The sequence below is a fragment of the Trueperaceae bacterium genome, assembly GCA_023954415.1.
Classification (GTDB): Bacteria; Deinococcota; Deinococci; order Deinococcales; family Trueperaceae; genus JAAYYF01.
This window is the reverse complement of the sequence record JAMLIB010000003.1, coordinates 111,383-130,608: the sequence shown is the minus strand read 5'-3', so window position 1 is coordinate 130,608 and position 19,226 is coordinate 111,383. Positions and strand designations below refer to the sequence as shown.

General features: G+C 70.8%; 16 protein-coding genes. 8 read left to right on the top strand and 8 right to left on the bottom strand.

Going from position 1 to position 19,226, the window contains the following annotated elements; all coding sequences use genetic code 11:
- Positions 1-19 precede the first annotated feature (19 nt).
- The 4 genes from M9914_04740 to M9914_04725 all read left to right on the top strand — a co-directional run bounded on the left by M9914_04740 (position 20) and on the right by M9914_04725 (position 6,286).
- Positions 20-343, top strand: a complete 324-nt coding sequence (locus M9914_04740) for a metalloregulator ArsR/SmtB family transcription factor (GenBank protein ID MCO5173479.1) — start codon at positions 20-22, stop codon at positions 341-343.
- Between the two features lie 19 nt (positions 344-362).
- Positions 363-878 carry an SRPBCC domain-containing protein gene (locus M9914_04735; protein ID MCO5173478.1) on the top strand — a complete coding sequence of 172 codons (516 nt, stop codon included), beginning with the start codon at positions 363-365 and terminating at the stop codon, positions 876-878.
- Positions 879-945: 67 nt separating this feature from the next.
- The gene (locus M9914_04730) at positions 946-3,306 is read left to right on the top strand and encodes a hypothetical protein (protein MCO5173477.1); all 2,361 of its coding nucleotides are present in this window, start codon (positions 946-948) and stop codon (positions 3,304-3,306) included.
- A 139-nt stretch (positions 3,307-3,445) separates the two neighbouring features.
- The gene (locus tag M9914_04725; protein ID MCO5173476.1) at positions 3,446-6,286 is read left to right on the top strand and encodes a hypothetical protein; all 2,841 of its coding nucleotides are present in this window, start codon (positions 3,446-3,448) and stop codon (positions 6,284-6,286) included.
- Between the two features lie 58 nt (positions 6,287-6,344).
- Here the strand turns inward: M9914_04725 and M9914_04720 are convergent, their stop codons facing one another.
- The 4 genes from M9914_04720 to M9914_04705 form a co-directional block, all read right to left on the bottom strand.
- A complete protein-coding gene (locus M9914_04720) occupies positions 6,345-7,742 on the bottom strand; it encodes a phosphatidylserine/phosphatidylglycerophosphate/cardiolipin synthase family protein (protein MCO5173475.1) in 1,398 nt (465 codons plus the stop codon).
- 136 nt (positions 7,743-7,878) lie between these two features.
- Positions 7,879-10,272, bottom strand: coding sequence for an excinuclease ABC subunit UvrA (locus M9914_04715; protein MCO5173474.1), 2,394 nt, complete (start codon positions 10,270-10,272; stop codon positions 7,879-7,881).
- A gap of 145 nt (positions 10,273-10,417) precedes the next feature.
- Positions 10,418-10,834: a VOC family protein gene (locus tag M9914_04710; protein ID MCO5173473.1), complete on the bottom strand. Its 417-nt coding sequence runs from the start codon at positions 10,832-10,834 to the stop codon at positions 10,418-10,420.
- A 10-nt stretch (positions 10,835-10,844) separates the two neighbouring features.
- Positions 10,845-11,285, bottom strand: coding sequence for a helix-turn-helix transcriptional regulator (locus M9914_04705; protein ID MCO5173472.1), 441 nt, complete (start codon positions 11,283-11,285; stop codon positions 10,845-10,847).
- 214 nt (positions 11,286-11,499) lie between these two features.
- Between M9914_04705 and M9914_04700 the strand changes: the two genes are divergently transcribed.
- Positions 11,500-12,177 (top strand): TRIC cation channel family protein, encoded by a 678-nt coding sequence (locus M9914_04700; protein ID MCO5173471.1) that lies wholly within the window; start codon positions 11,500-11,502, stop codon positions 12,175-12,177.
- A gap of 40 nt (positions 12,178-12,217) precedes the next feature.
- On the opposite strand, the gene M9914_04695 is transcribed toward M9914_04700, so the two are convergent.
- Entirely contained in the window at positions 12,218-12,847 is a 630-nt protein-coding gene (locus tag M9914_04695) for a YceI family protein (GenBank protein MCO5173470.1), read from the bottom strand.
- Positions 12,848-12,936: 89 nt separating this feature from the next.
- On the opposite strand from M9914_04695, the gene M9914_04690 reads away from it, so the two are divergent.
- Positions 12,937-13,233: a hypothetical protein gene (locus M9914_04690; GenBank protein ID MCO5173469.1), complete on the top strand. Its 297-nt coding sequence runs from the start codon at positions 12,937-12,939 to the stop codon at positions 13,231-13,233.
- 2 nt (positions 13,234-13,235) lie between these two features.
- Here M9914_04690 and M9914_04685 read toward each other — a convergent pair whose 3' ends face one another.
- Positions 13,236-13,592, bottom strand: coding sequence for an AzlD domain-containing protein (locus M9914_04685; GenBank protein MCO5173468.1), 357 nt, complete (start codon positions 13,590-13,592; stop codon positions 13,236-13,238).
- On the bottom strand, positions 13,589-14,395 hold the full coding sequence (locus M9914_04680) for an AzlC family ABC transporter permease (protein ID MCO5173467.1): 807 nt from the start codon (positions 14,393-14,395) through the stop codon (positions 13,589-13,591). Before M9914_04680 ends, M9914_04685 begins: the two co-directional genes overlap by 4 nt.
- Between M9914_04680 and M9914_04675 the strand changes: the two genes are divergently transcribed.
- Positions 14,394-14,861 carry a DinB family protein gene (locus tag M9914_04675; protein ID MCO5173466.1) on the top strand — a complete coding sequence of 156 codons (468 nt, stop codon included), beginning with the start codon at positions 14,394-14,396 and terminating at the stop codon, positions 14,859-14,861. The genes M9914_04680 and M9914_04675 overlap by 2 nt on opposite strands.
- Before the next feature lie 29 nt (positions 14,862-14,890).
- Positions 14,891-16,603 (top strand): ABC transporter ATP-binding protein/permease, encoded by a 1,713-nt coding sequence (locus M9914_04670; protein MCO5173465.1) that lies wholly within the window; start codon positions 14,891-14,893, stop codon positions 16,601-16,603.
- Between the two features lie 54 nt (positions 16,604-16,657).
- Here M9914_04670 and M9914_04665 read toward each other — a convergent pair whose 3' ends face one another.
- Entirely contained in the window at positions 16,658-19,147 is a 2,490-nt protein-coding gene (locus M9914_04665) for a hypothetical protein (protein ID MCO5173464.1), read from the bottom strand.
- Positions 19,148-19,226 lie beyond the last annotated feature (79 nt).

Sequence of the window (19,226 nt, the reverse complement as noted above, 5' to 3'; positions counted from 1 at the left end):
GACGAAGCGCGAGACCGCCATGCACACTACCTTCAACGCCCTGGCCGAACCGAACCGCATGCGCATCGTCGAGCTCCTGCGGGAGGGTCCGCTGGCGGTCGGGGAGATAGCCGACCGGCTCGAGCTCCGGCAGCCCCAGACCTCGAAGCACCTCAAGGTGTTGGCCGACTCCGGCCTCCTCGAGGCGAAGCCGGAGGCCAACCGTCGGATCTACGGTCTCAAGCGCGAGCCGTTCGAGGAGCTGGACGAGTGGCTGAGCACCTTCCGAAGGACGATGGAGACGAGGTTGGACAACCTGGCCGCCTACCTCGAGAAGCTCCAGGACAAGCAGCCGGGCGGCTGACCGCCAAGGAGGATTGCGCATGGCAGAAGGCAAGACGACCCACCGAGCCGAGGGCGACACCGTGCTGGTGCTGGAGCGAGTCTTCGACGCGCCCCGCGCGTTGGTGTTCGAGATGTTCAAGTACCCGGAGCACATCAAGCGGTTCTGGGGTCCGCGCGGCTGGGACGTGCCCGTGTGCACGGTCGACTTCACGCCCGGCGGCACGTGGCACTACTGCATGAAGTGCGTGGACGAGAAGATGGGCGACTACTACGGCATGGAAGCGTGGGGCAAGGCCGTCTACCGCGAGATCGACGAGCCGACCCACCTCGCCTACACGGACTACTTCTGCGACGCCGACGGCACCGTCAACCCCGACCTGCCCGTAACGGAGGTCGTCATGGAGTTCCTTGACCTCGGTGGCAAGACCAAGCTCGTCAGCCGCTCGACCTACGCGTCGGCGGAGGCCCTCGGTACCGTCATGGACATGGGGATGCTGCAGGGCATCGCCGAGACCTGGGACCGGCTCGAGGAGCGGCTCACCGAGGTCGGCTGACATCGCCCCGGGCGCCGGGTCCGGCCGTTAAGCGATCTCTAATAGGGGCGGTTCTAACCTTCCGGGCATGAACCGAACTCGTAGCGCGTCGCCCTCCCTGGCCCGCTCGCTGGCGTCGTCGATCCTCCTCCTTAGCGTGCTCGTCGGTTGCGGCGGGAAGGTCACACCGCCCACGCCTGGAGGCGCCAAGGAAGTGAGCGGCAAGGTCGTCCTGCCCACCGGGACCACCGTCTCGCTCGGCTCCCTCAAGGCCGTGACGGGCCTCGGCTCGTTCGCGGTCGCCGCCGACGGCACCTTCACGGCGCAGGTGATCGGGGACGCACCGACCGAGATAGACGTCCTGGACGGGGCGGGCGCCTTGGTGCTCTCCGCGGTGGCGAGCGGGGCGGCGGCTACCACCCTGGAAGTCAGCAGCCGCTCGAGCGCCGCGGTCCTCCTCTACTACACGTTGGGCGGCTTCGTCCTGCCCACGGACGCGCAAGCCAAGTTGTGGGACCTCGTCCAGAGCGACGAGGCGATCGGCGACATCGAGGCCACGCTCTCGGTTGCGTTCGCCGCGGGCGGCCTGCCGCTGACCGACGACGATGCGACGGTGGCCGAGGCCCTCGACCTCGCCTGGCAGAGCGTGATGGGGCCGAGACCGATGGCGCTCTCCCCCAACGATCTGCCGGACCTGGCGAACGCCGCCACCTTCTCGCCCGCGGCCCTGCTCACGCCCCAGGCGTCCGGGGCGAGCAACATCGTGATCGAACCCGGCGCCGGAACGGTCCAGTCCGGCGTCTCCGTCATCCACAACCCCTTGGGCACCGGGGTGGCCGCGCAGAACAACTTCCGCCGACCCGCGGCGCTGCTGGCCTACCAGGTCGGTTACCAAGACGACGGCGGCAACGACCAGGTCCTGTCTCCCCCGGTGCTGACGGCCTCCATCGACGTGCCGTCCACCGGCTCGCTCGGCGTTTTCCAGGCGCTCACCGACATAGTCAAGGGCGAGTCGCCGTGGTCTCCCGTGGTGAGCGACGGCCCGCAGCTCACGCTCCACGACGGTCTACGCACGTACTACGAGCTCGTGCTGCTCGGTCCGTCCCTCGACGCCGTGACCCGCCCGCCCCTCTACGACGACCCCAGGTTCGCCTCCGAGCGGGGCAAGTGGAACGAGATGATCGGCGACAAGGCACTGGAGCTGTTCATGTACGACATCGCCCTACCCGTCATGGAGAACTTCGCCTTCGGCGGCGTCGGCCACATCGACGCGAGCAAGCTCGGCAAGCTGCGGCAACGGTTCAAGGCCATCAACGACACGCACCTTGCCGGCCTCGGCGTCTTTCTCGGGGCGGGAGGCGGCTACGCCGAAGCCGTCAAGATCGTCCTCACCGAGTTGGCGACCAACAACCGTTACCGGCTGGACTTCTTCGAGACCATGGTCGAGGCCATGATCGAGAGCGAGAAGAACAAGGCGAGCTTCGAGGCCATGGAAGCACGCATGAAGTCGCGAGCCTCCGCCTCCGGCATCGCCGCCGCCGTGCAGTTAGCCCTCAGCGCCGGCGACGTCGGGGCGATCATCAAGGACCTTAACGACGCCCTTCCCGCCGTGTCGTGGACGGCCACGGCGTCGCCGACCCTGTTCGCCCTGAACCCGGAGCTCGCCTACTTCACGAAGGCCCACCCGCAAGTCGAGCTGAGCGTCTCGACCCGCGGGCCGGTGACCGGCAACTTCATGTACCGCTGGTCGACCTCCGGCGCTTACGGCGAACTCACGGACGGCCCGAAGAAGGGCACGACCATCGACACGAGCTACTCCAGCGTCTGGTACACGGTCAGGGCTCCCCACACCATCACGGACGACCAGAAGGACGGCGTGTCGGTAGCGGTGTACGCGGTGGAGCCCGGCACCACGACCATCCCGGCCGATCAACCGCCCATCGCCAGGTTGGCCGCTGAACTCAAGGGCTTCGACCGCGAGATCGACGCCCGGCTCGAGGTGCGTTACGGCTCCACTCCGGCCGGGGAGTTCAAGGACGGGATGAGTGCGAGCTGCGCCACCATGTTCCTGCACATACCCAAAGAGACCGGGGCCAAGAAGTACAGCGTGAACTTCGCGGGCTTCGGCGGCGTGGGTCACCCGGACAACCCGAACGCCTACCTCTACGCCAACACCTCCTACACGTGGGAGATAGACCTGACCGACCCGAACGCCAGGATCTGGTCGTACAAGGGGGTATGCGACTGGCGGCACGACGACGATCCCACCTTCTACGCCGTGGCCGGCTTCGCCACCAGGGAGGCAGGCAACGAGTACTTGGTAGCGGTCTACACCAGCATGGCCTTCTTGGACGGCCCCCCTCCCGGCGCGCGAGACCTGCCGGAGAAGGTGATGCTCTGGTACGACTGGGCCTCGCAAGGCACGGTGACGGTCACCTACTCGAAGTGACGTGAGGGCCCTGTGCGGCGGTGGCTCGGCGCGACGACCGCGCCGGGACGGGGACGGTCTCGAAGCGCAGTAGGGAGCAGGCCGCCGCGGCGACGGCACTGCGCGGCGGGGGCGGTACGGCTAGACTGGCGCCACCGCCATGCTCGCCCAGCGTCCGAAGATCGGCCCACTGCTCAGGTCGCGACCGCGGCTCCTCGAGCGGCTGCCGGACAGCCCCGGGTGGACCGTCTGGCTCGAGGCGCCCTTCGGGTACGGCAAGAGCGTCCTGGCGGCACAGTGGGCCGAAGGGCTCGAGGCCGCCGGCTGGCGGGTGCTGTGGCTGTCCGCCCAGGACCGCCCCGTGCAGGGCGCCCTGGCCGAGCTGCTGGAGCTGCCGGGGGAGCCTACGCCGGCGACCATCAGGGCGGCACTCTGGTCGGTCGAGACCCTGCTCGTCCTCGAGGACTTGGGCGATGGCGCGGACGTCGACGAGCTGCTGCAGGACCCGCGCGGGCTGCTGCTGCTGGCCAGCCGCGGCGGCCTGGCCTCGCCTGCGCTGCTGCGCTGCCTGACGGCCGGCACCGCCTTGCACCTCACCGCCTCCGACCTCGCGTTCACGCTGGACGAGGCCGCCCAGCTGTTCGGCTCGAGGGGCGCGGCCGAGACGGCGTGGAACGAGTCGGGCGGCTGGCCGCTGCCCCTGCACGTCGCCGCGCTCACGGGCCGCGCGGCCGCACCAGAGCCGCTGATGGTGGGGGTGCGTCACAGCCTGCCTCCCGAGCTGTGGGAGGAGCTGCTGTTCCAGTCAGCCGTACCGTACTTGCCGACGGGCGCGGCCACGCCGGCGTCCGTCGGGCTGGCGGGCGCCGGCTTCAGCCAGGAGATCGCCGCCGGCTACCGGCTCCACGAGTTGATGGCCCTGTCCGTGCGCCGCGCCAACGCCTGGGAGGTCGGCGCCGCGGTCCGCAAGCACGCCGGTCGCCTGCCGTTGGCCCTACGCGCCGAGGCGTTCGCCCGAGCCGGACTGCTGGCGGAGTTGACCGACTTGCTCGAACACGACGAGGTGCCCGGCCGCCTCGGCAGCCTGGACCCGGAAGGCATGCTCCGCTGGGACGAGCTGTGCGGAGGCGGGGCCGGGCCGACGAGGCTGTTGTCACGAGCCTGGGCCCTGTCCGTCACGGGCAGGCGCGCGGACGCCATGGCGGCTCTCGACGCCGTCGCCGAGCACCCTGAGGCCACGGCAGGGCACCGCCTCATCGCCCTTGGTTGGCGCGTGTTCGAGCTCGAGCCGGACGAGCTGCCCGAGGCCGAGGCGGTCTTGGAGCGGGCGGCCGCGGCCCTCGCGGCGGCCGAGCCGCGCGCGGCCGCGTCGTTCCTCGCGAACGCCAGCGTGTTCTTCTACAAGCGCCAGGACTGGGAGCGGGTCGGCGCCATGCAGGAGCGGGCCATAGCGCTACTCGAGGGGGTCGAGGGCAACGACGACCACCGGGCCGTCCTGCTGCACCGGCTGGCGGAGGTGCGCTGGGAGACGCGCGGCGACCTGCTCGGGTACGTCGAGGCGTCCGAGCGGCAGTACCGCATGCAGGCACCGGTGAACCAGTACAACGCGCTCGTCGCCCAATCCGTGCTCGGGACCCTCAAGGCGCTCCTCAGCGACGGCCAAGCCGCCGAGCACTTGGAGGCGGCGCGCGCCGGGTGGCGCCACAACGGGTTGACCGCCTGCATGGCGGCGGCGGAGCGCGCCGCGCTCGGCCGCGATCACGAGGCGTTCCCGGCCATCGTCGAGCGCTTCGCGCCCTGGCGGCGCTCCTTCCCCGAGATGGACGAGCGGATCCGCGAGCTATGGGCCCGCACCCTGCGGCGCGCCGACGCCGCCGACAGGGCGTTGGAGGTCTTGAGCGGGTGCCGGGGCATCGGCGCCGCGGCCGAGAGGGCGCTCGCGTTGGCGGAGCTCGGCCGCACGGCCGAGGCCCGGGCTGCGCTGCCCGACCCGGCCTCCGCCAAGTCGCGGTTGACGCTGCTCGAGGTCCTGGCCGCCCGGCACCTCGTCGGCGCCGCCGAGCGCTCCGCTGGCAGGCGTGATGCCGCCGCTGTCGGCACCGACGGGCGCGCCGCGGCCGACCGAGCCGCCGGTGAGGCGAGCGCAGGCCTTGACGCCGCCCCGGTCGACACCGCCGATCTCGACGCGCTCATCGCGGGCACAAACGCCGGCGCGCGCGTGCTGCCGCACTTGCTGCCGCTGGCGGCGCTGCCGCGCCACTGGCCCGAGCTGGCGGCGCCGTACGCCTTGAGCGAGGTGCTCGCGGCCGGGTGGCAAGAGGCCATAGAGGCCCGGCTCGCCGAGGTGCCGCCGCTGCGCGTCGACCTGCTCGGGCGCTTCGAGGTGACCCTGCTCGGGCGCCGTCTGACGCTCAGCCCGCGGCACAAGGAGATCGTGGCGTTGCTGGCCCTCGGCTACGACAGGGCCGCCGTGGGGTTGGCGCTGTGGCCGGACGCCGACAAGCGCAAGGTGCAGAACAACCTCCAGGTGCAACTGACCATGCTCAGGCGCGAGCTGGAGCCGTGGGGCGTGAGGACGTACCTGAGCGACGCCGGGCTCGAGCGGACCGTCTGCGACCTAGCCGCCCTGCGCGCGGCCCTGGCGGCGGGCCGGGCCGACGAGGCCGCCCGCCTCTATCGCGAGCCGTTGGCGGCGGGCCTCGACCTGCCCGTCCTGGACGAGGAGAGGGACCAGCTCCGCGAGGACGTGCTCGCCGCGCTCAAGGCGGCGGCGGGAACGGCGGTGGCGACTTCCGACTTCGCCACCGCCGTCGGTCTGCTCGACCACGTCCTGCGCCTCGACCCGCTCGATGAGGACGCCTTGGCAGCCCAGGTGACGGCACTCGTGAGCGTCGGCAGGAAGCGCGAGGCTCACAAGCGGTACCGGCTGTTCGCCGAGCGCCTGCACGACCAGTTGGGCCTGGCCCCCCAGCGGGCGACCGGCGCGGCGTTGGGGCTCTGACGCCCTCACCAGCGCGCCGGGCCGCAAGCCTCCGCTCCCGAAGCCGCCGGATCGGGGCTCAGATCAGGCCAGTCGTCGACAGACCGTACGTGGCGAAACGCATCCGGAAGGCCAGACCCTGCCATGCGGCGTCGCCGGCGGCGAGCCTCGCGGCGTTCTCGCGCGCCACGCGACCGAACTCCCGCAGCGCGGCGGCGGCGTCAAGGTCCGCCGTGCCTAGGCCGATGTGCTCCTCGAAGAGCTCGCGGCGGAAAGCCCCGACGTGCTCGGGGGAGCGGATCGCCGCGCTCGACTCGCCGTTGCCGAACAGCGAGAACCGGTGCAGGTTCGCCGAGCCGATAAGGGCGAAGGCGTCGTCGACGAGCATGAGCTTGGAGTGGACGTAAACGGGCTTGCGCTTGCCGTCGCCGCCGAGCCCGGCCAGACCGGTGAGGGTGAAGTTCGGGAAGTCGTCCAGGGCGGCGCGGGCAGCGAAGAACGCCCGGCGTTCCGGCGTGGCGTAGGCCGCGCTCGACAGGGCCGGGTTGGCGGGCAGGAGCAGCACGACCTCGACGCCGCGCTCCAAGGCACCGCGCAGAGCCGCAACGATCTCCTGCACCTCCACGTACTGGTTCTCGAGGTAGACGGCGCTCCGCGCCGCGCCGAGCGCCACCACGTACTGGCGGAGGATCGTCCGCTCCCCCGCGCCGGCGTCGAACCCCCGCCAGCCGACGGGCGCCCGGCCGACCGTGTACTTGCCGGCGGCCACCGTGCGCTGCACCTGCACGGCCGCCGTGCCGGCGCAAGCAGGCAGCGCGGTCGGGTACGGGAGGTCCTCACCTCCCCGCTCGCCCCGTGTGCCGCCAGGCACGCCCCGCTCGCTCGCCTCGTTCCAGCGCTGCACGAAGTCGTGCTGCACGTCGGCGAGGCACGGACCGGCCAGCTCGACGTAGACGTCGTGGTTCTGGCCCTCGCCGGCATGCCCGGGGGCCGCGAGGGAGTGGGGGTTCAGGTTGATGCCGCCCATGAACGCGACCTGCGAGGGCAGGCCGGCGTCCAGCATCCACACCTTCTGGTGCTGGCAATGCCCGGCTTGGGCGCGGTCCCACCTGACGCTCACGCCCGTCCCGGCGGCGTCGAGCTGCTCCAGGTGCTCCGGCGCGCCCCAGAAGGCGTTGGTCCTGAGGCTCGCCGTCTCGTCGTCCGGGCGCCAGAAGATCAAGCGCACGTCGAGCCCGCGGGCGGCGGCCCGCGCCAGGACGTCCAGCGCGGTGCCCCTGCCGTCAGGCATGACGAAGCTCGGCCACATGAACGTGATCGACACCCAGACGCTCGCCCGCGCCGCCTCGATGGCCTCGTAGACACGGCGGAACGCCGGCTCGCCGTCCACTAGGAGCCTCGCCGAGTTACCCTCCCGGACGCGGTAGGTACCGGAGTCAACGAACGGGTGGGCGGTGGTCGGCTCCTCACGCGGCATGCTCGAAGCCTAGCTCAGGCGGGTGCGGACCCTGGCGCTTCCGGCACGACGCGCGAGCGCGGGGCGCCGGTCCATCACCTACCAGGGGACGGTATCGCGGCCCGACGCTCGCGCGTCGCGCGCAGGTCAGCGGGCTCTACCCGCAGACGTAAGCCGCCAAGTGCTCCCCCGTGATCGTCGACTTGGCCTTCACGAGCGCGGCCGGCGTGCCCTCGAAGACGACCGTGCCGCCCTCGTGGCCGGCGCCCGGCCCGAGGTCGATGAGCCAGTCGGCGTGCGCCATGACGGCCTGGTGGTGCTCGATGACGATGACGGACTTGCCGGAGTCCACGAGCCGGTCGAGCATGCCGAGGAGCTGCTCCACGTCGGCTAGGTGCAGGCCGCTGGTCGGCTCGTCTAGGACGTAGACGCCGCCCTTCTCGCCCATGTGCGTGGCCAGCTTGAGGCGCTGGCGCTCGCCGCCCGAAAGCGTGGTGAGGGGCTGGCCGAGCCGGAGGTAGCCGAGGCCCACGTCGACCATGCGGTCGGCGATGTCGTGGGCCGCCTTGATCTTCGCGTCGCCGGCGCCGAAGAAGCCGACGGCGTCAGACGCGGGGAGGTCGAGCACCTCGGCGATGTTCAGCCCGCCGAGCCGGTAGTCGAGCACGGCCGCCTGGTAGCGCCGGCCGCCGCACTCCTCGCAGACGGTCGTGACGCCCGCCATCATGCCGAGGTCGGTGTAGATGACGCCAGCGCCGTTGCAGACAGGACAGGCGCCCTCCGAGTTCGCGCTGAAGAGCGCGGGCTTGACGCCGTTCGCCTTCGCGAACGCGGTGCGGACGGAGTCGAGCAGCCCCGTGTAGGTGGCGGGGTTGCTGCGCCGCGAGCCCTTGATGGCGGTCTGGTCGATCGCGACGACCCCGTCCCTCCCGGACACGGAGCCGTGGATGAGCGAGCTCTTGCCCGACCCGGCCACGCCAGTCACCACGACGAGCACCCCGAGCGGGATGTCGACGCTGACGTCCTTGAGGTTGTTGGCCTTGGCGCCACGAACTTCGAGCACGCCCTTGGGCTTGCGGACGGAGGGCTTGATGGCGGCGCGGTCGCCCAAGTGGCGCCCCGTGAGCGTGTCGCTCGCCCGCAGACCCGCGACGCTGCCCTCGAACACGACCCGGCCGCCTCCCGAGCCGGCGCCGGGCCCGAGGTCGACCACGTGGTCGGCGACCTCGATGACCTCCGGCTTGTGCTCCACCACCAGCACCGTGTTGCCCTTGTCGCGCAGCCGCTTCAGCAGGTCGTTCATGCGCTGCACGTCGTGCGGGTGCAGGCCGGCGGTCGGCTCGTCGAAGACGTACGTGACGTCCGTCAGGGAGGAGCCGAGGTGCCTGATCATCTTCGTGCGCTGCGCCTCACCGCCCGAGAGCGTGCCGGACGTGCGCTCGAGCGACAGGTAGCCGAGACCGATCTCGACGAAGGAGTCCAGGGTCTCCCGCAACGCCGTCAGCAGCGGCCCGACCGACGGCTCGTCCAGGCCGCGCACCCACTCGGCCAGGTCGCTGATCTGCATGGCGCAGGCGTCGGCGATGTTGATCCCCGCGATCTTCGAGGAACGGGCCGTCTCGTTCAGGCGCGTGCCGCCGCAGTCCGGGCAGGCCGTGAAGGTCACGACACGCTCGACGAACGCCCTGACGTGGGGCTGCATCGACTCCACGTCCTTCGACAGGTACGACTTCTGGATGTGCGGGATGACGCCCTGGTAGGTCAGGTTGATGCCCTCGACCTTGATCTTCGTTGGTTCGCGGTAGAGCAGGTCGTCCAGCTCCTGCTTCGAGTACTTGCCGATGGGCTTGTCGGGGTCGAAGTAGCCGCAGCCGCGGAAGATGCGGCCGAACCAACCGTCCATGCTGTAACCGGGGACCTTGAGGGCGCCCTCGTTGAGCGACTTGCTCGCGTCGTACAGCTCCGTGAGGTCGAAGTCGCTCACCGTGCCCATGCCCTCGCAGCGCGGGCACATGCCCCCGAGGACCGTGTACGTCTTACTCTCCGCCTTAGCCTTGCCCGGCCCGCGCTCGACGGTGATGGAGCCGCCGCCACGCACGGTGGGGACGTTGAAGGAGAAGGCCTGGGAAGACCCGATGTGCGGCTTGCCGAGGCGGCTGAAGAGGATGCGCAGCATGGCGTTGGCGTCCGTGACCGTGCCGACGGTCGAGCGGGCGTTAGCCCCCATGCGCTCCTGGTCGACGATGATGGCGGTCGTGAGGCCGTCGAGGACGTCCACGTCAGGGCGCGCCAGAGTGGGCATGAAGCCCTGCACGAACGCGCTGTAGGTCTCGTTGATCATCCTCTGCGACTCGGCTGCGATGGTGCCGAACACGAGCGAGCTCTTGCCGGAGCCGGAGACACCCGTGAACACCGTCAACCGCCGCTTCGGGATCTCGACGCTCACGTCCTTGAGGTTGTTCTCGCGCGCGCCCTGCACACGTATCAGGTCGTGGCCGTCTGCCGGATGCCGCTCGCGCGCACCCGCGGTCGTCCTGTCGTCCTTGCTCACACACGGTCTCCGTTCTCGCTGGCGAGCGCCAACTCGGCCTTCGCGCCAGCCGACTGGTGGCGCGAAGGCCGAGTTTACGGCAGCTGGAGGCTCGAACGCTGTAGCGACGCCCGCCCCACGCCGCCGCCGGGATCGCCCTAAGCGCCTAGGCGCCAGGCAGTTCCTGGATGCGGACGAGGTTGCCGGCGGGGTCGCGCACGGCGCAGTCGCGGATGCCGTAGGGCTGGTCCGTCGGCTCCTGAACGACGTCCGCGCCGCTCGCCGTCAAGCGCTCGAACGCGGCGTCCAGGTCGCGGGTGGCCAGGTTGATGCTGGCATAAGTGCCCTTGGCCATCATCTCGGCGATCATGCGCCGCTCGTCGTCCGTGAGGCCGGGCGCCGCGGCGAGCGGGTAGAGCACGATCGCCATGTCGGGCTGGTCGGGCGAGCCGACGGTGGTCCAGTGCATGCCGCCGTACTCGACGTCGTTGCGGACCTCGAAGCCCAGGGCGTCGCGGTAGAAGGCGAGGGAGGCGGAAGGGTCTTCTTGCGGAAGCATGGCTTGGTGAATGGTGATGTTCATGCGACCCATGTTAGGGGTCATCCCGGACGAGCGCTTCTCGATTCCTGATCGGCCTCGTGACCTGCTTGGCGACGCAGGGGGCCACGCCGTCCATCACACCCGCCGCCTCGCGCCGGTAGACGCTCGGCGGCATACCCACGAGCTCCGTGAAGCGCGTGCTGAAGGTCCCCAGACTCGAGCAGCCGACCTCGAAGCAGACTTCCGTGACGTTGAGCTGCCCTTGACGCAACAGAGCCATGGCGCGCTCGATGCGGCGCGTCATGAGGTAGCTGTACGGCGACTCGCCGTAGGCGAGGCGGAACTGCCTGCTTAGGTGCCCGGCGGACATGCCGGCCTCGCCGGCGAGCGCCTCCACGTTCAGGGGCAGCATGTACTCGCGGTCCATGCGGTCCCGCACCTTGCGCAACCGCGCCAGCTCCGCGAGGCGCCCTTCCGCGGCGGCGGCGCTCATGCGGGGCCGCCCGTGAACGAGGCACCCGTCATGGGCCGATGATGCCACGCGCGGCCGCTCGGCTCCCCGGCTCGTGCGACCTGACCGGTCTGCGAGGGGCGCGCTGTGCCCGCCGCGCCTAGCGTCCCGGGTCATGGTCGTTCGCGGGCGCCGCCCGCGTGCCACGCGCAGCGCGCCCCTCGCCGCGTGTGAAGGCCGCCTGTATGCTGCCGCCATGAGCTTGGTCGACGTCCTCGTCTGGGTCGGCACCGTCACGTTCGCGGCTTCCGGAGCGCTCGTCGCCGTGCGCAGGCGCTTCGACCTCATCGGCGTGATCGTGCTCGCCTCGGTGACCGCCATCGGCGGCGGCTCCATCCGCGACGTGATGGTGGGGGCGCTGCCGCCGGCCTCCCTCTCCAACGAGCCCCTCCTCTGGGCCGTCGGGGCCACCGCCCTGCTCGTGCTGTTCGTGCCGCACCGCATCCGGGAGGAGAGCCGCCTTCTCTACTCGCTCGACACGTTCGGCCTCGCCCTCTTCGCGGCGCTCGGAGCCGAGCGCGGCATGACCTACGGCATGGGCCTCTGGGGCACGGTCTTCGCCGGCGCCGTCTCCGGCGTGGGCGGCGGGGTGTTGCGGGACGTGCTCGTCGGCAAGATCCCCGGCATCTTCTACCGGAACGGCGACTTCTACGCCTCGGCCGCCGCCCTCGGCGCGCTCGCCTTCTACCTCGCCAACGGGCTCGACCACCGCCTCGCGCTCGTCGTGGCGGTGGTCGTGACGATCCTGGTACGCGTCGGCAGCCGGGTGCTCAAGCTGCGGCTGCCCGTGCCGCGGTCCGCGCCCGGGGAGCCGAGCGCGGAAGAGCCGAGGGCACCGGACGGTCAGAAGGGCGAGCCGGGCCGGTTGGGGTAGAACGGCCGCCGCCGCGGGCGCACCCGGGCCTGGCGCTCCCTCACTCCTCCCCCGCCACCAGCCTGAAGTCGAGCACGAGCTGGACGTCCTCGTCGACCCTGGCGACCAGGGGCACCCGCGGCACGGAGATGTCGAAGTCCGTCAGCTTCACCACGGTCGAGGCGGTGCCGCGCAGCTCGCCGTCCGAGACGACCTCGAGGTCGAGGTCGAACACCACTGTCCTCGTCACGCCCTTGATGGTCAGGTCGCCCGTCAGCCGGACGGTCTGCGTCGTCCCCGCCACGAGCGGCAGCTCCAGGCCCTCGACGGAGGCCGGGGCGAAGGTGACGGTGGCGTTGCCGGCGCGGTTCGTCTGCAGGATGTTGTTGCGGATCTGACCGTCTCGCATGCGGTCGTCGGTCGTCACCGTGCTGACGTCGACCGTGAAGACCTGGAACGACAGGGCGGTGGGGTCGTCGCCATCGATGCTCACTCCGCCCGTCACGACGTTGGTGGTGCCGACGGCCGTGTTCTCGCGGCCGAGGAGGTTCTCGCCGATGAGGAAGCTGGCCTGGCTGGCGGTGGGGTCGAGGACGTACTCGACGGGCGCCGCGAGGGCGGCGGGCACGGCGAAGGCGGCGGTCGCGAGCACGGTCAGGAGCAGTCTGGTGAGGCGCTTGAGTGGGGTCATGGTCCGGATGGTACTTGGGGTGTATGTAGGTTCGGTTTGGGCTGTCCCGTGGTCGGCGGTTCGGGGCGGTCGTCGAGCGCGAGAGACGGGTGAGCCGCTTCCTCGACGCGAACGTCCTGCTGTACTCCATCGGTACCGCGCCGGCGGAACGGCCGAAGCGTGACGTCGCCATCGAGTCGTGGACCCGCTTCCCCGTTCACGCTGTCGACCTCGACCTCGTCCGAGCGGCCTTGGCCCTGCGACAACGCTTCAAGCGATCTTACTGGGACGCCGCGATCGTAGCGACCGCGAAGCTCTCGGGCTGCCGTGAGCTGTGGTCGGAAGAGTTACAGCACGGCCAGAACGTGGACGGCCTGCACATCGTCAACCCGTTCATGGCGATCTAGCCCTACCCGACCGACCCGAGCACCCGCCACACGACCCCGTAGGCCAAGGCCCCGAGCAGGGTGGCCACGGCCACGTCCTTACGCCAGCGGAACGCGCCGAACGTCACGGCCAGGCCGACCGCCGCGGCGACGGCCGAGCGCATGTCGCCGGAGCGCCACGCGGCCGTCGAGAACGGCTCGAGCGCCGCGGCGAGGAGGGCGGCCACGGCGGCTACGCCGACGTTGGCGAGGAACGCGCCCAGTGGGCCGCGCAGGTACCGGCCGCCGGCAGCCTTGGCGCCGAGTCGGGTGGGAAGGTACCGGAAGAGGTACGTGCCAACCCCCACGGCGACGCATACCAGGACGTAACCGAGCGTCATCCGTCGCCCCCGCGCGCGCCGAAGGCGCCCGCCAACCCGCCCGCAACCATGCCAAGGAGGATGCCGCTGCTCGGCGAGAGGAGGGCGCTGCCGAGCGCGAACGCGCCCACCGCGGCGGCCACGACGGGCCAATGGCGCCTCTGGACCATCGCGAGGAGGAGCGAGAGGAACAGGGCGGGCATCAGGAAGGCGAGCGCCGCGTCCACGGCCGGCCAGCGCTCGAACGCCCCGCCGCCAAGCACGGCGCCGACGACGGTCCCCGATACCCAGGCCAGGTAGGCCCCCATCCCGATCCCGACCTGCCACGCCTCGCTCCAGCCGCCGCCCCTGTTGGCCGCCAACCGCCCCAAGGCGGAGGCGAACACCTCGTCCGTCAGGCCGTGCGCCCAGAGCCACGACCAGCGCAGCCGCCGCCGCGCCCCACCACCGTCGCGGCCTGGCGCCACGCCGTGCTCGCCCGCGCCCGCCACGGCGCGTACCCGGTTGAGCAAGGCGGGCGCGTAGAGCAAGTGACGCGCGTTCATGGCCAGCAGCGACACGACGGCGAGGAGCGGCGCGGCGCCGCCGGCGAGCAGGGCGAGCGCCAGGAACTGGCTCGCGCCCGCGTAGATGACGACGGACATGAAGGTCGTCTCGGCGAACGTGAACCCTGCCTTGGCGCCCGCCACCCCGAACGAGACGGCGACCGGGAAGTACGCCAGTGCGATGGGGAGGCTGGCGGCGAGGCCGCCGCCGAACCGCGGTCGCTGGGCCGGTGAGCTCACGAGCGCCAAGCGTAGCGCGAGCGTATAGAGTGCTGCCATGGACGAACCCGTTTTCCTGACCGCGAGCGCGATGCTGGAGCACTGGCTCGGCCACCGCAGGCTGACGCGCCGAGTCATCGAGGCCTTCCCGGAGGACCAGCTCTACACCTACTCGCTGGGCGGCATGCGCACGTTCGCCGACCTGGCCGGCGAGATGATCACCATGGCGGTGCCGACGGTCGAGGGCGCGGTCACGCGCGAGTGGCCGACCTACAAGACTGAGCTGCCCAAGTCGAAAGCCGAGATGCTCGAGAAGTGGGACGACGACTCGCGGCGCATCGCCGAGTTGTGGCCGCAGATCCCGCCAGAACGCTTCGAGGAGGAAGACGTCGCCTTCGGCATGTTCGCCGGGAAGGTGAACTGGCTTCTTCACTACATCATCGACAACGAGATCCACCATCGCGGCCAGGGCTACGTCTACCTACGCGCCCTCGGCGTCGAGCCCCCGGCCTTCTACGAACGTTGAGAGGGCCCCGGCTCCTGTAGCATCTTCGGGTGCTGCGGCGTTTCTTCTCGTACTACGCCCCGTATAGGGGCCTGTTCGCACTCGATTTCACGAGCGCCGTCGTCTCCGGCGTGCTGGAGCTCGCTTTCCCCCTCGCGGTGCAGGTCTTCATCGACCGGCTCCTGCCGACGGGGCACTGGGTGTCCATCGCGTTCGCGGCCGGGGCGCTCGCCCTCGTGTACCTGTTGAACACCGGCCTCATGGCGACGGTCACGTACTGGGGGCACATGCTCGGCATCAACATCGAGACCGACATGCGCCGCAACGCGTTCGATCACCTGCAGAAGCTCTCGTTCGGCTACTACGACGAGCAGAAGACGGGGCACCTGGTCGCGCGGCTCACGAAGGACCTCGAGGAGATCGGCGAGGTCGCGCACCACGGTCCCGAGGACCTCTTCATCGCGATCATGACCCTCATCGGCGCGTTCATCCTCATGTTCACCGTGAGCGTGCCCCTCGCCTTCATCACGCTGGCCGTCGTGCCGTTCACGGGCTGGTTCACCGTGCGCTACGGCGGCCGCATGACGCAGAACTGGCGCGCCATCTACGACCGGGTAGGGGCGTTCAACGGACGCATCGAGGAGAACGTCGGCGGCATCCGCGTCGTGCAGGCGTTCGCCAACGAGGACCATGAGCGGGAGCTCTTCTCCCACGACAACCACGCCTACCGCACGACGAAGCTCGAGGCGTACCGCATCATGGCCGCCACCAACGCGTTCTCGTACCTGAGCATGCGCTTCACGCAGCTGATCGTGATGGTGGCCGGGAGCTACTTCGTCGTGAACGGCACGCTCTCCAACGGCGGGTTCGTGGCCTTCATCCTCCTCGTCGGCGTGTTCTTCAGGCCGCTCGAGAAGATCAACGCCGTGATCGAGACCTACCCGAAGGGCATCGCCGGCTTCAGGCGCTACACGGAGCTGATCGACACGCGCCCCGACATCGTCGACCGCCCCGGGGCCGTCGACGTGACCGGCTCGCGCGGCGACATCCGTTACGAGGGCGTGTCATTCGGGTACGCGCGCGGCAAGGCGGTGCTCGAGAACATCGACCTGAGCATCGCCGCCGGCCAGACCGTCGCGTTCGTCGGGCCTTCCGGCGCGGGCAAGACGACGCTCTGCTCGCTGCTGCCGCGCTTCTACGAGCCGACCGCCGGGCGCATCACCGTCGACGGCATCGACGTGCGCGACATGACGCTCGCCAGCCTCAGGCGCCAGATCGGGATAGTGCAGCAGGACGTGTTCCTCTTCGCGGGCACCATCCGCGAGAACATCGCCTACGGCAAGCTCGGCGCCTCTGAGGCCGAGATCATGGCGGCGGCGCGGCGAGCGCGCCTCGACGAGCTGATCGCCGAGCTGCCCAACGGGCTCGACACCGTCATCGGCGAACGCGGTGTGAAGCTCTCGGGCGGCCAGAAGCAGCGCCTCGCCATCGCCCGCATCTTCCTTAAGAACCCGCCCATCCTCATCCTCGACGAGGCGACGTCCGCGCTCGACACGCAGACGGAGCGCGCCATCCAGCAGTCGCTCATGGAGCTGGCCGTCGGGCGCACCACCCTCGTCATCGCCCACCGCCTCGCCACGATCAAGGACGCCGATCGCATCGTGGTGGTCGACGAGACCGGCGTGGCCGAGCAGGGCACGCATGGCGAGCTCCTCGCCCAAGGCGGGCTGTACAGCGTGCTGCATAGGGCGCAGAGCGTGTGAGCCGGTCCACCGGCCGGCGCCGCCGTGGAAGCGGCCATGTTCAAGCGCCCATGTTCAGAGGTAAGCCTGCCGCAACCGCCTGACGCGCGCCCGGGCCACGGTCAGGCGCGGGTCGCCGCGCAGCAGCGTCCTCTCGGCCGCCTCCCAGCACTCCAGGTCGTCGCCCAGCCGCTCCGCCAGCTCACAGAGGGCGTCGGCATCGGCCGATTCGAGCACGGCCTGTCTCAGCTCCTCCTCCAAGGCCAGGCGCTCCTCCTCGACGCCCGGCGCCGAGCTCCGCGGGAGGAGCCCGGAACGGTAGAGGGCGACGGCCTGGCGCACCTCGTTCTTCGCGAGGTGGCCCCGCAGCGCGAGCACGTCCGCTGAGAACGGTTCCGCGAAGCCGTAGGGGGCGTCCGATATGGGGAGGAACTTCCTCAGCCTCGTCATCATGCCGCGGACCCCGCTCTTGGTGAACGGCTCCTTGCCTTCCGGCACCAGATAGGCGTTGAGCGCCTCCAGGTCGATGCCATCACGGTTGAGGACCAGGGCCGAGACGACCTCCGCGAGGCGCAACGGCAACGCGTGCGCGCTCCCCCGGTAGCGGGCCTCCGGCTCGCCGAGCAGGGTGACGTGTAGCGCGGGGCGCGGCCTGGAGATGGTGTTCCAGACGGACGCGAAGTGCTTCTCCGGGCCGCTGGCGACCCGCAGGGCGGCGGCCGAGGACGCCACCGCCAGCTCGGCGGTGGCGGCCGGCAGGTTCGCGACCGCCCCCGGCACGAGCAACAGGTAGTGGAGGACGGCGCTCAGGCGCTGCTCCGCGGTGAGGGACGGCTCGAGGATCGCGCTCAGCAGGTCGTCGGCGGCCGCAGCCTGCCTACCGCCACCACTGTCGGCGGCGTCCTCCGCGGCGCCGGCGGCCACCATCACCGCGGTCACCATGCCCTGCACGAGCCGGGAGACGGCCCACTCGTGCGCCCGCGTCGGGTCGACCAGCTCTCCTATGTCGACGGCGACCCGCCGCGCGGCCTCGAAGTCCTCGAGCTCGAGCAGCACGCGCACGAGCACGTAACCGTGCAGGGCGCGCGTCCGGCGCGAGCTGGTCCGGTAGTTCTCCTCCGCGTGCGCGAGCGCAGCGAGCCGGCGACCCTCTACGAGCTCGAGGGCGGCGAGCGTCCCCTTGAGCAGCGCGGCGAGCTGCGGCAGACCGCCCTCCGCCAACACCGTCGCGTTCTCGAGGAGCTTGCGCACGCCGACCAGGTCGCCCGTCATGATGCTGGCCATCGCCAAGTCGTTGACGACCTGCAGCCGCCTGGCGCCGTCGCGGACGTCTCCCCTGTCGAACACGTCGAGCACCCACCTGGCCCAACGCGCCGCCTGGCCGTAGTCGCCCTGCTGCGCGAGGCGCGCCACGAGCATGCCGCCGTTGCGCACCAGGTCGAAAGGCGTGCCGGCGTCGTCGGCCAGTTGCACGGACTCGCGCAGGACCTGCAGGGCGACGTCGTCGTCCGGATGCAACCTGCCGTACTGCCACAAGGTCAGCGGCGTGCGGCGCGCCTCCACGGCCTGCTTGGCCAGCGCGAAGCCGTCCTCTCGCGGCATGGCCCCGGCGCGCCTGGCCCTGAGATCGGGCGCGATGTGCACCGCCAAGTGTGCGTCTACGTCCGGCAGTACCCCGGCGAGGTCGGAGGCGGCCAGGGCGGCGACCAGCCGCCACTCGAGCACACGCTCGCTGCGTGAGTACGCCTCGGGTAGCGCCGAGAGGAGGAGGTGCAGCCTTGGCAGCAGCCCCTCCTCCTGGAAGCGCGGGCCCGACTGCCGCAGGAGGTCGTCGACCAGCTCAGGCGCCTTGAGGGTGGCGAGCTCGAGGGCCGCGATGAGCTCCCCCTCGCGCCTGAGCGCCTGGACGGCGAGGGGGGCATCGACGAGCTGCGCCTGCTCCTTCGGCACGAGACTGCCCGTCGGGGCGGGCACGGAGATCGCCGGCAGGCCGGCCAGCCGGTGCGCCCGCTGGATGAGCGGCGTGAAGCGACCGTCGGCCGAGCGCCACAACCCGGCGAGCTCGGCGGGGGCAACTGCGCGCGGAACGAGCAGCTCCGCCTCGGCCAACGGAACCCGCAGTTCGTCGGGGCCGAGCACGGCGCAGCGGTCGGCGAGCTCCGGAGGCACGGCGGCCTCACCACGCAGGTCGAGCAGTACGCGGTAGCCGTCCTCGACGAGCCCGAGCAGCGCGCCGACGACGGGCTCCGCGGCCGACTCCGTGGTCAGCACGAGCCAGAGCGGCAGTAACTCGTCCCGGTGATGCTTGAGGGCCGCGAGGTGCGCGGAGTAAGGGAGCGCGGCGGCCAGGAGCGACGTGCCGAGCGTGGCGTTGACGGCCTTGGCGAGCGCGTTGCCTTGCGCGACCGCGTCGCCACGGGTGCCGCGGTCCAGCTCTAGCCACGCCACGGAGGAGCGTTCTCGCAGGGCAGCGACGAGGAACGGTACACCGTACTCCTCGCCGCCCGTGGCGAGCACGGGCCGGTCCGCCGCCTCAAGGGCGGTCAGCAGCCTAGGTAGCCACACCTCTAAGGATAGCCACGCGCGAACGGACGTGGGTCAGCTAGGCGGACCCTCGCCTAAAACTCTTGGGCACGAGCCGAGG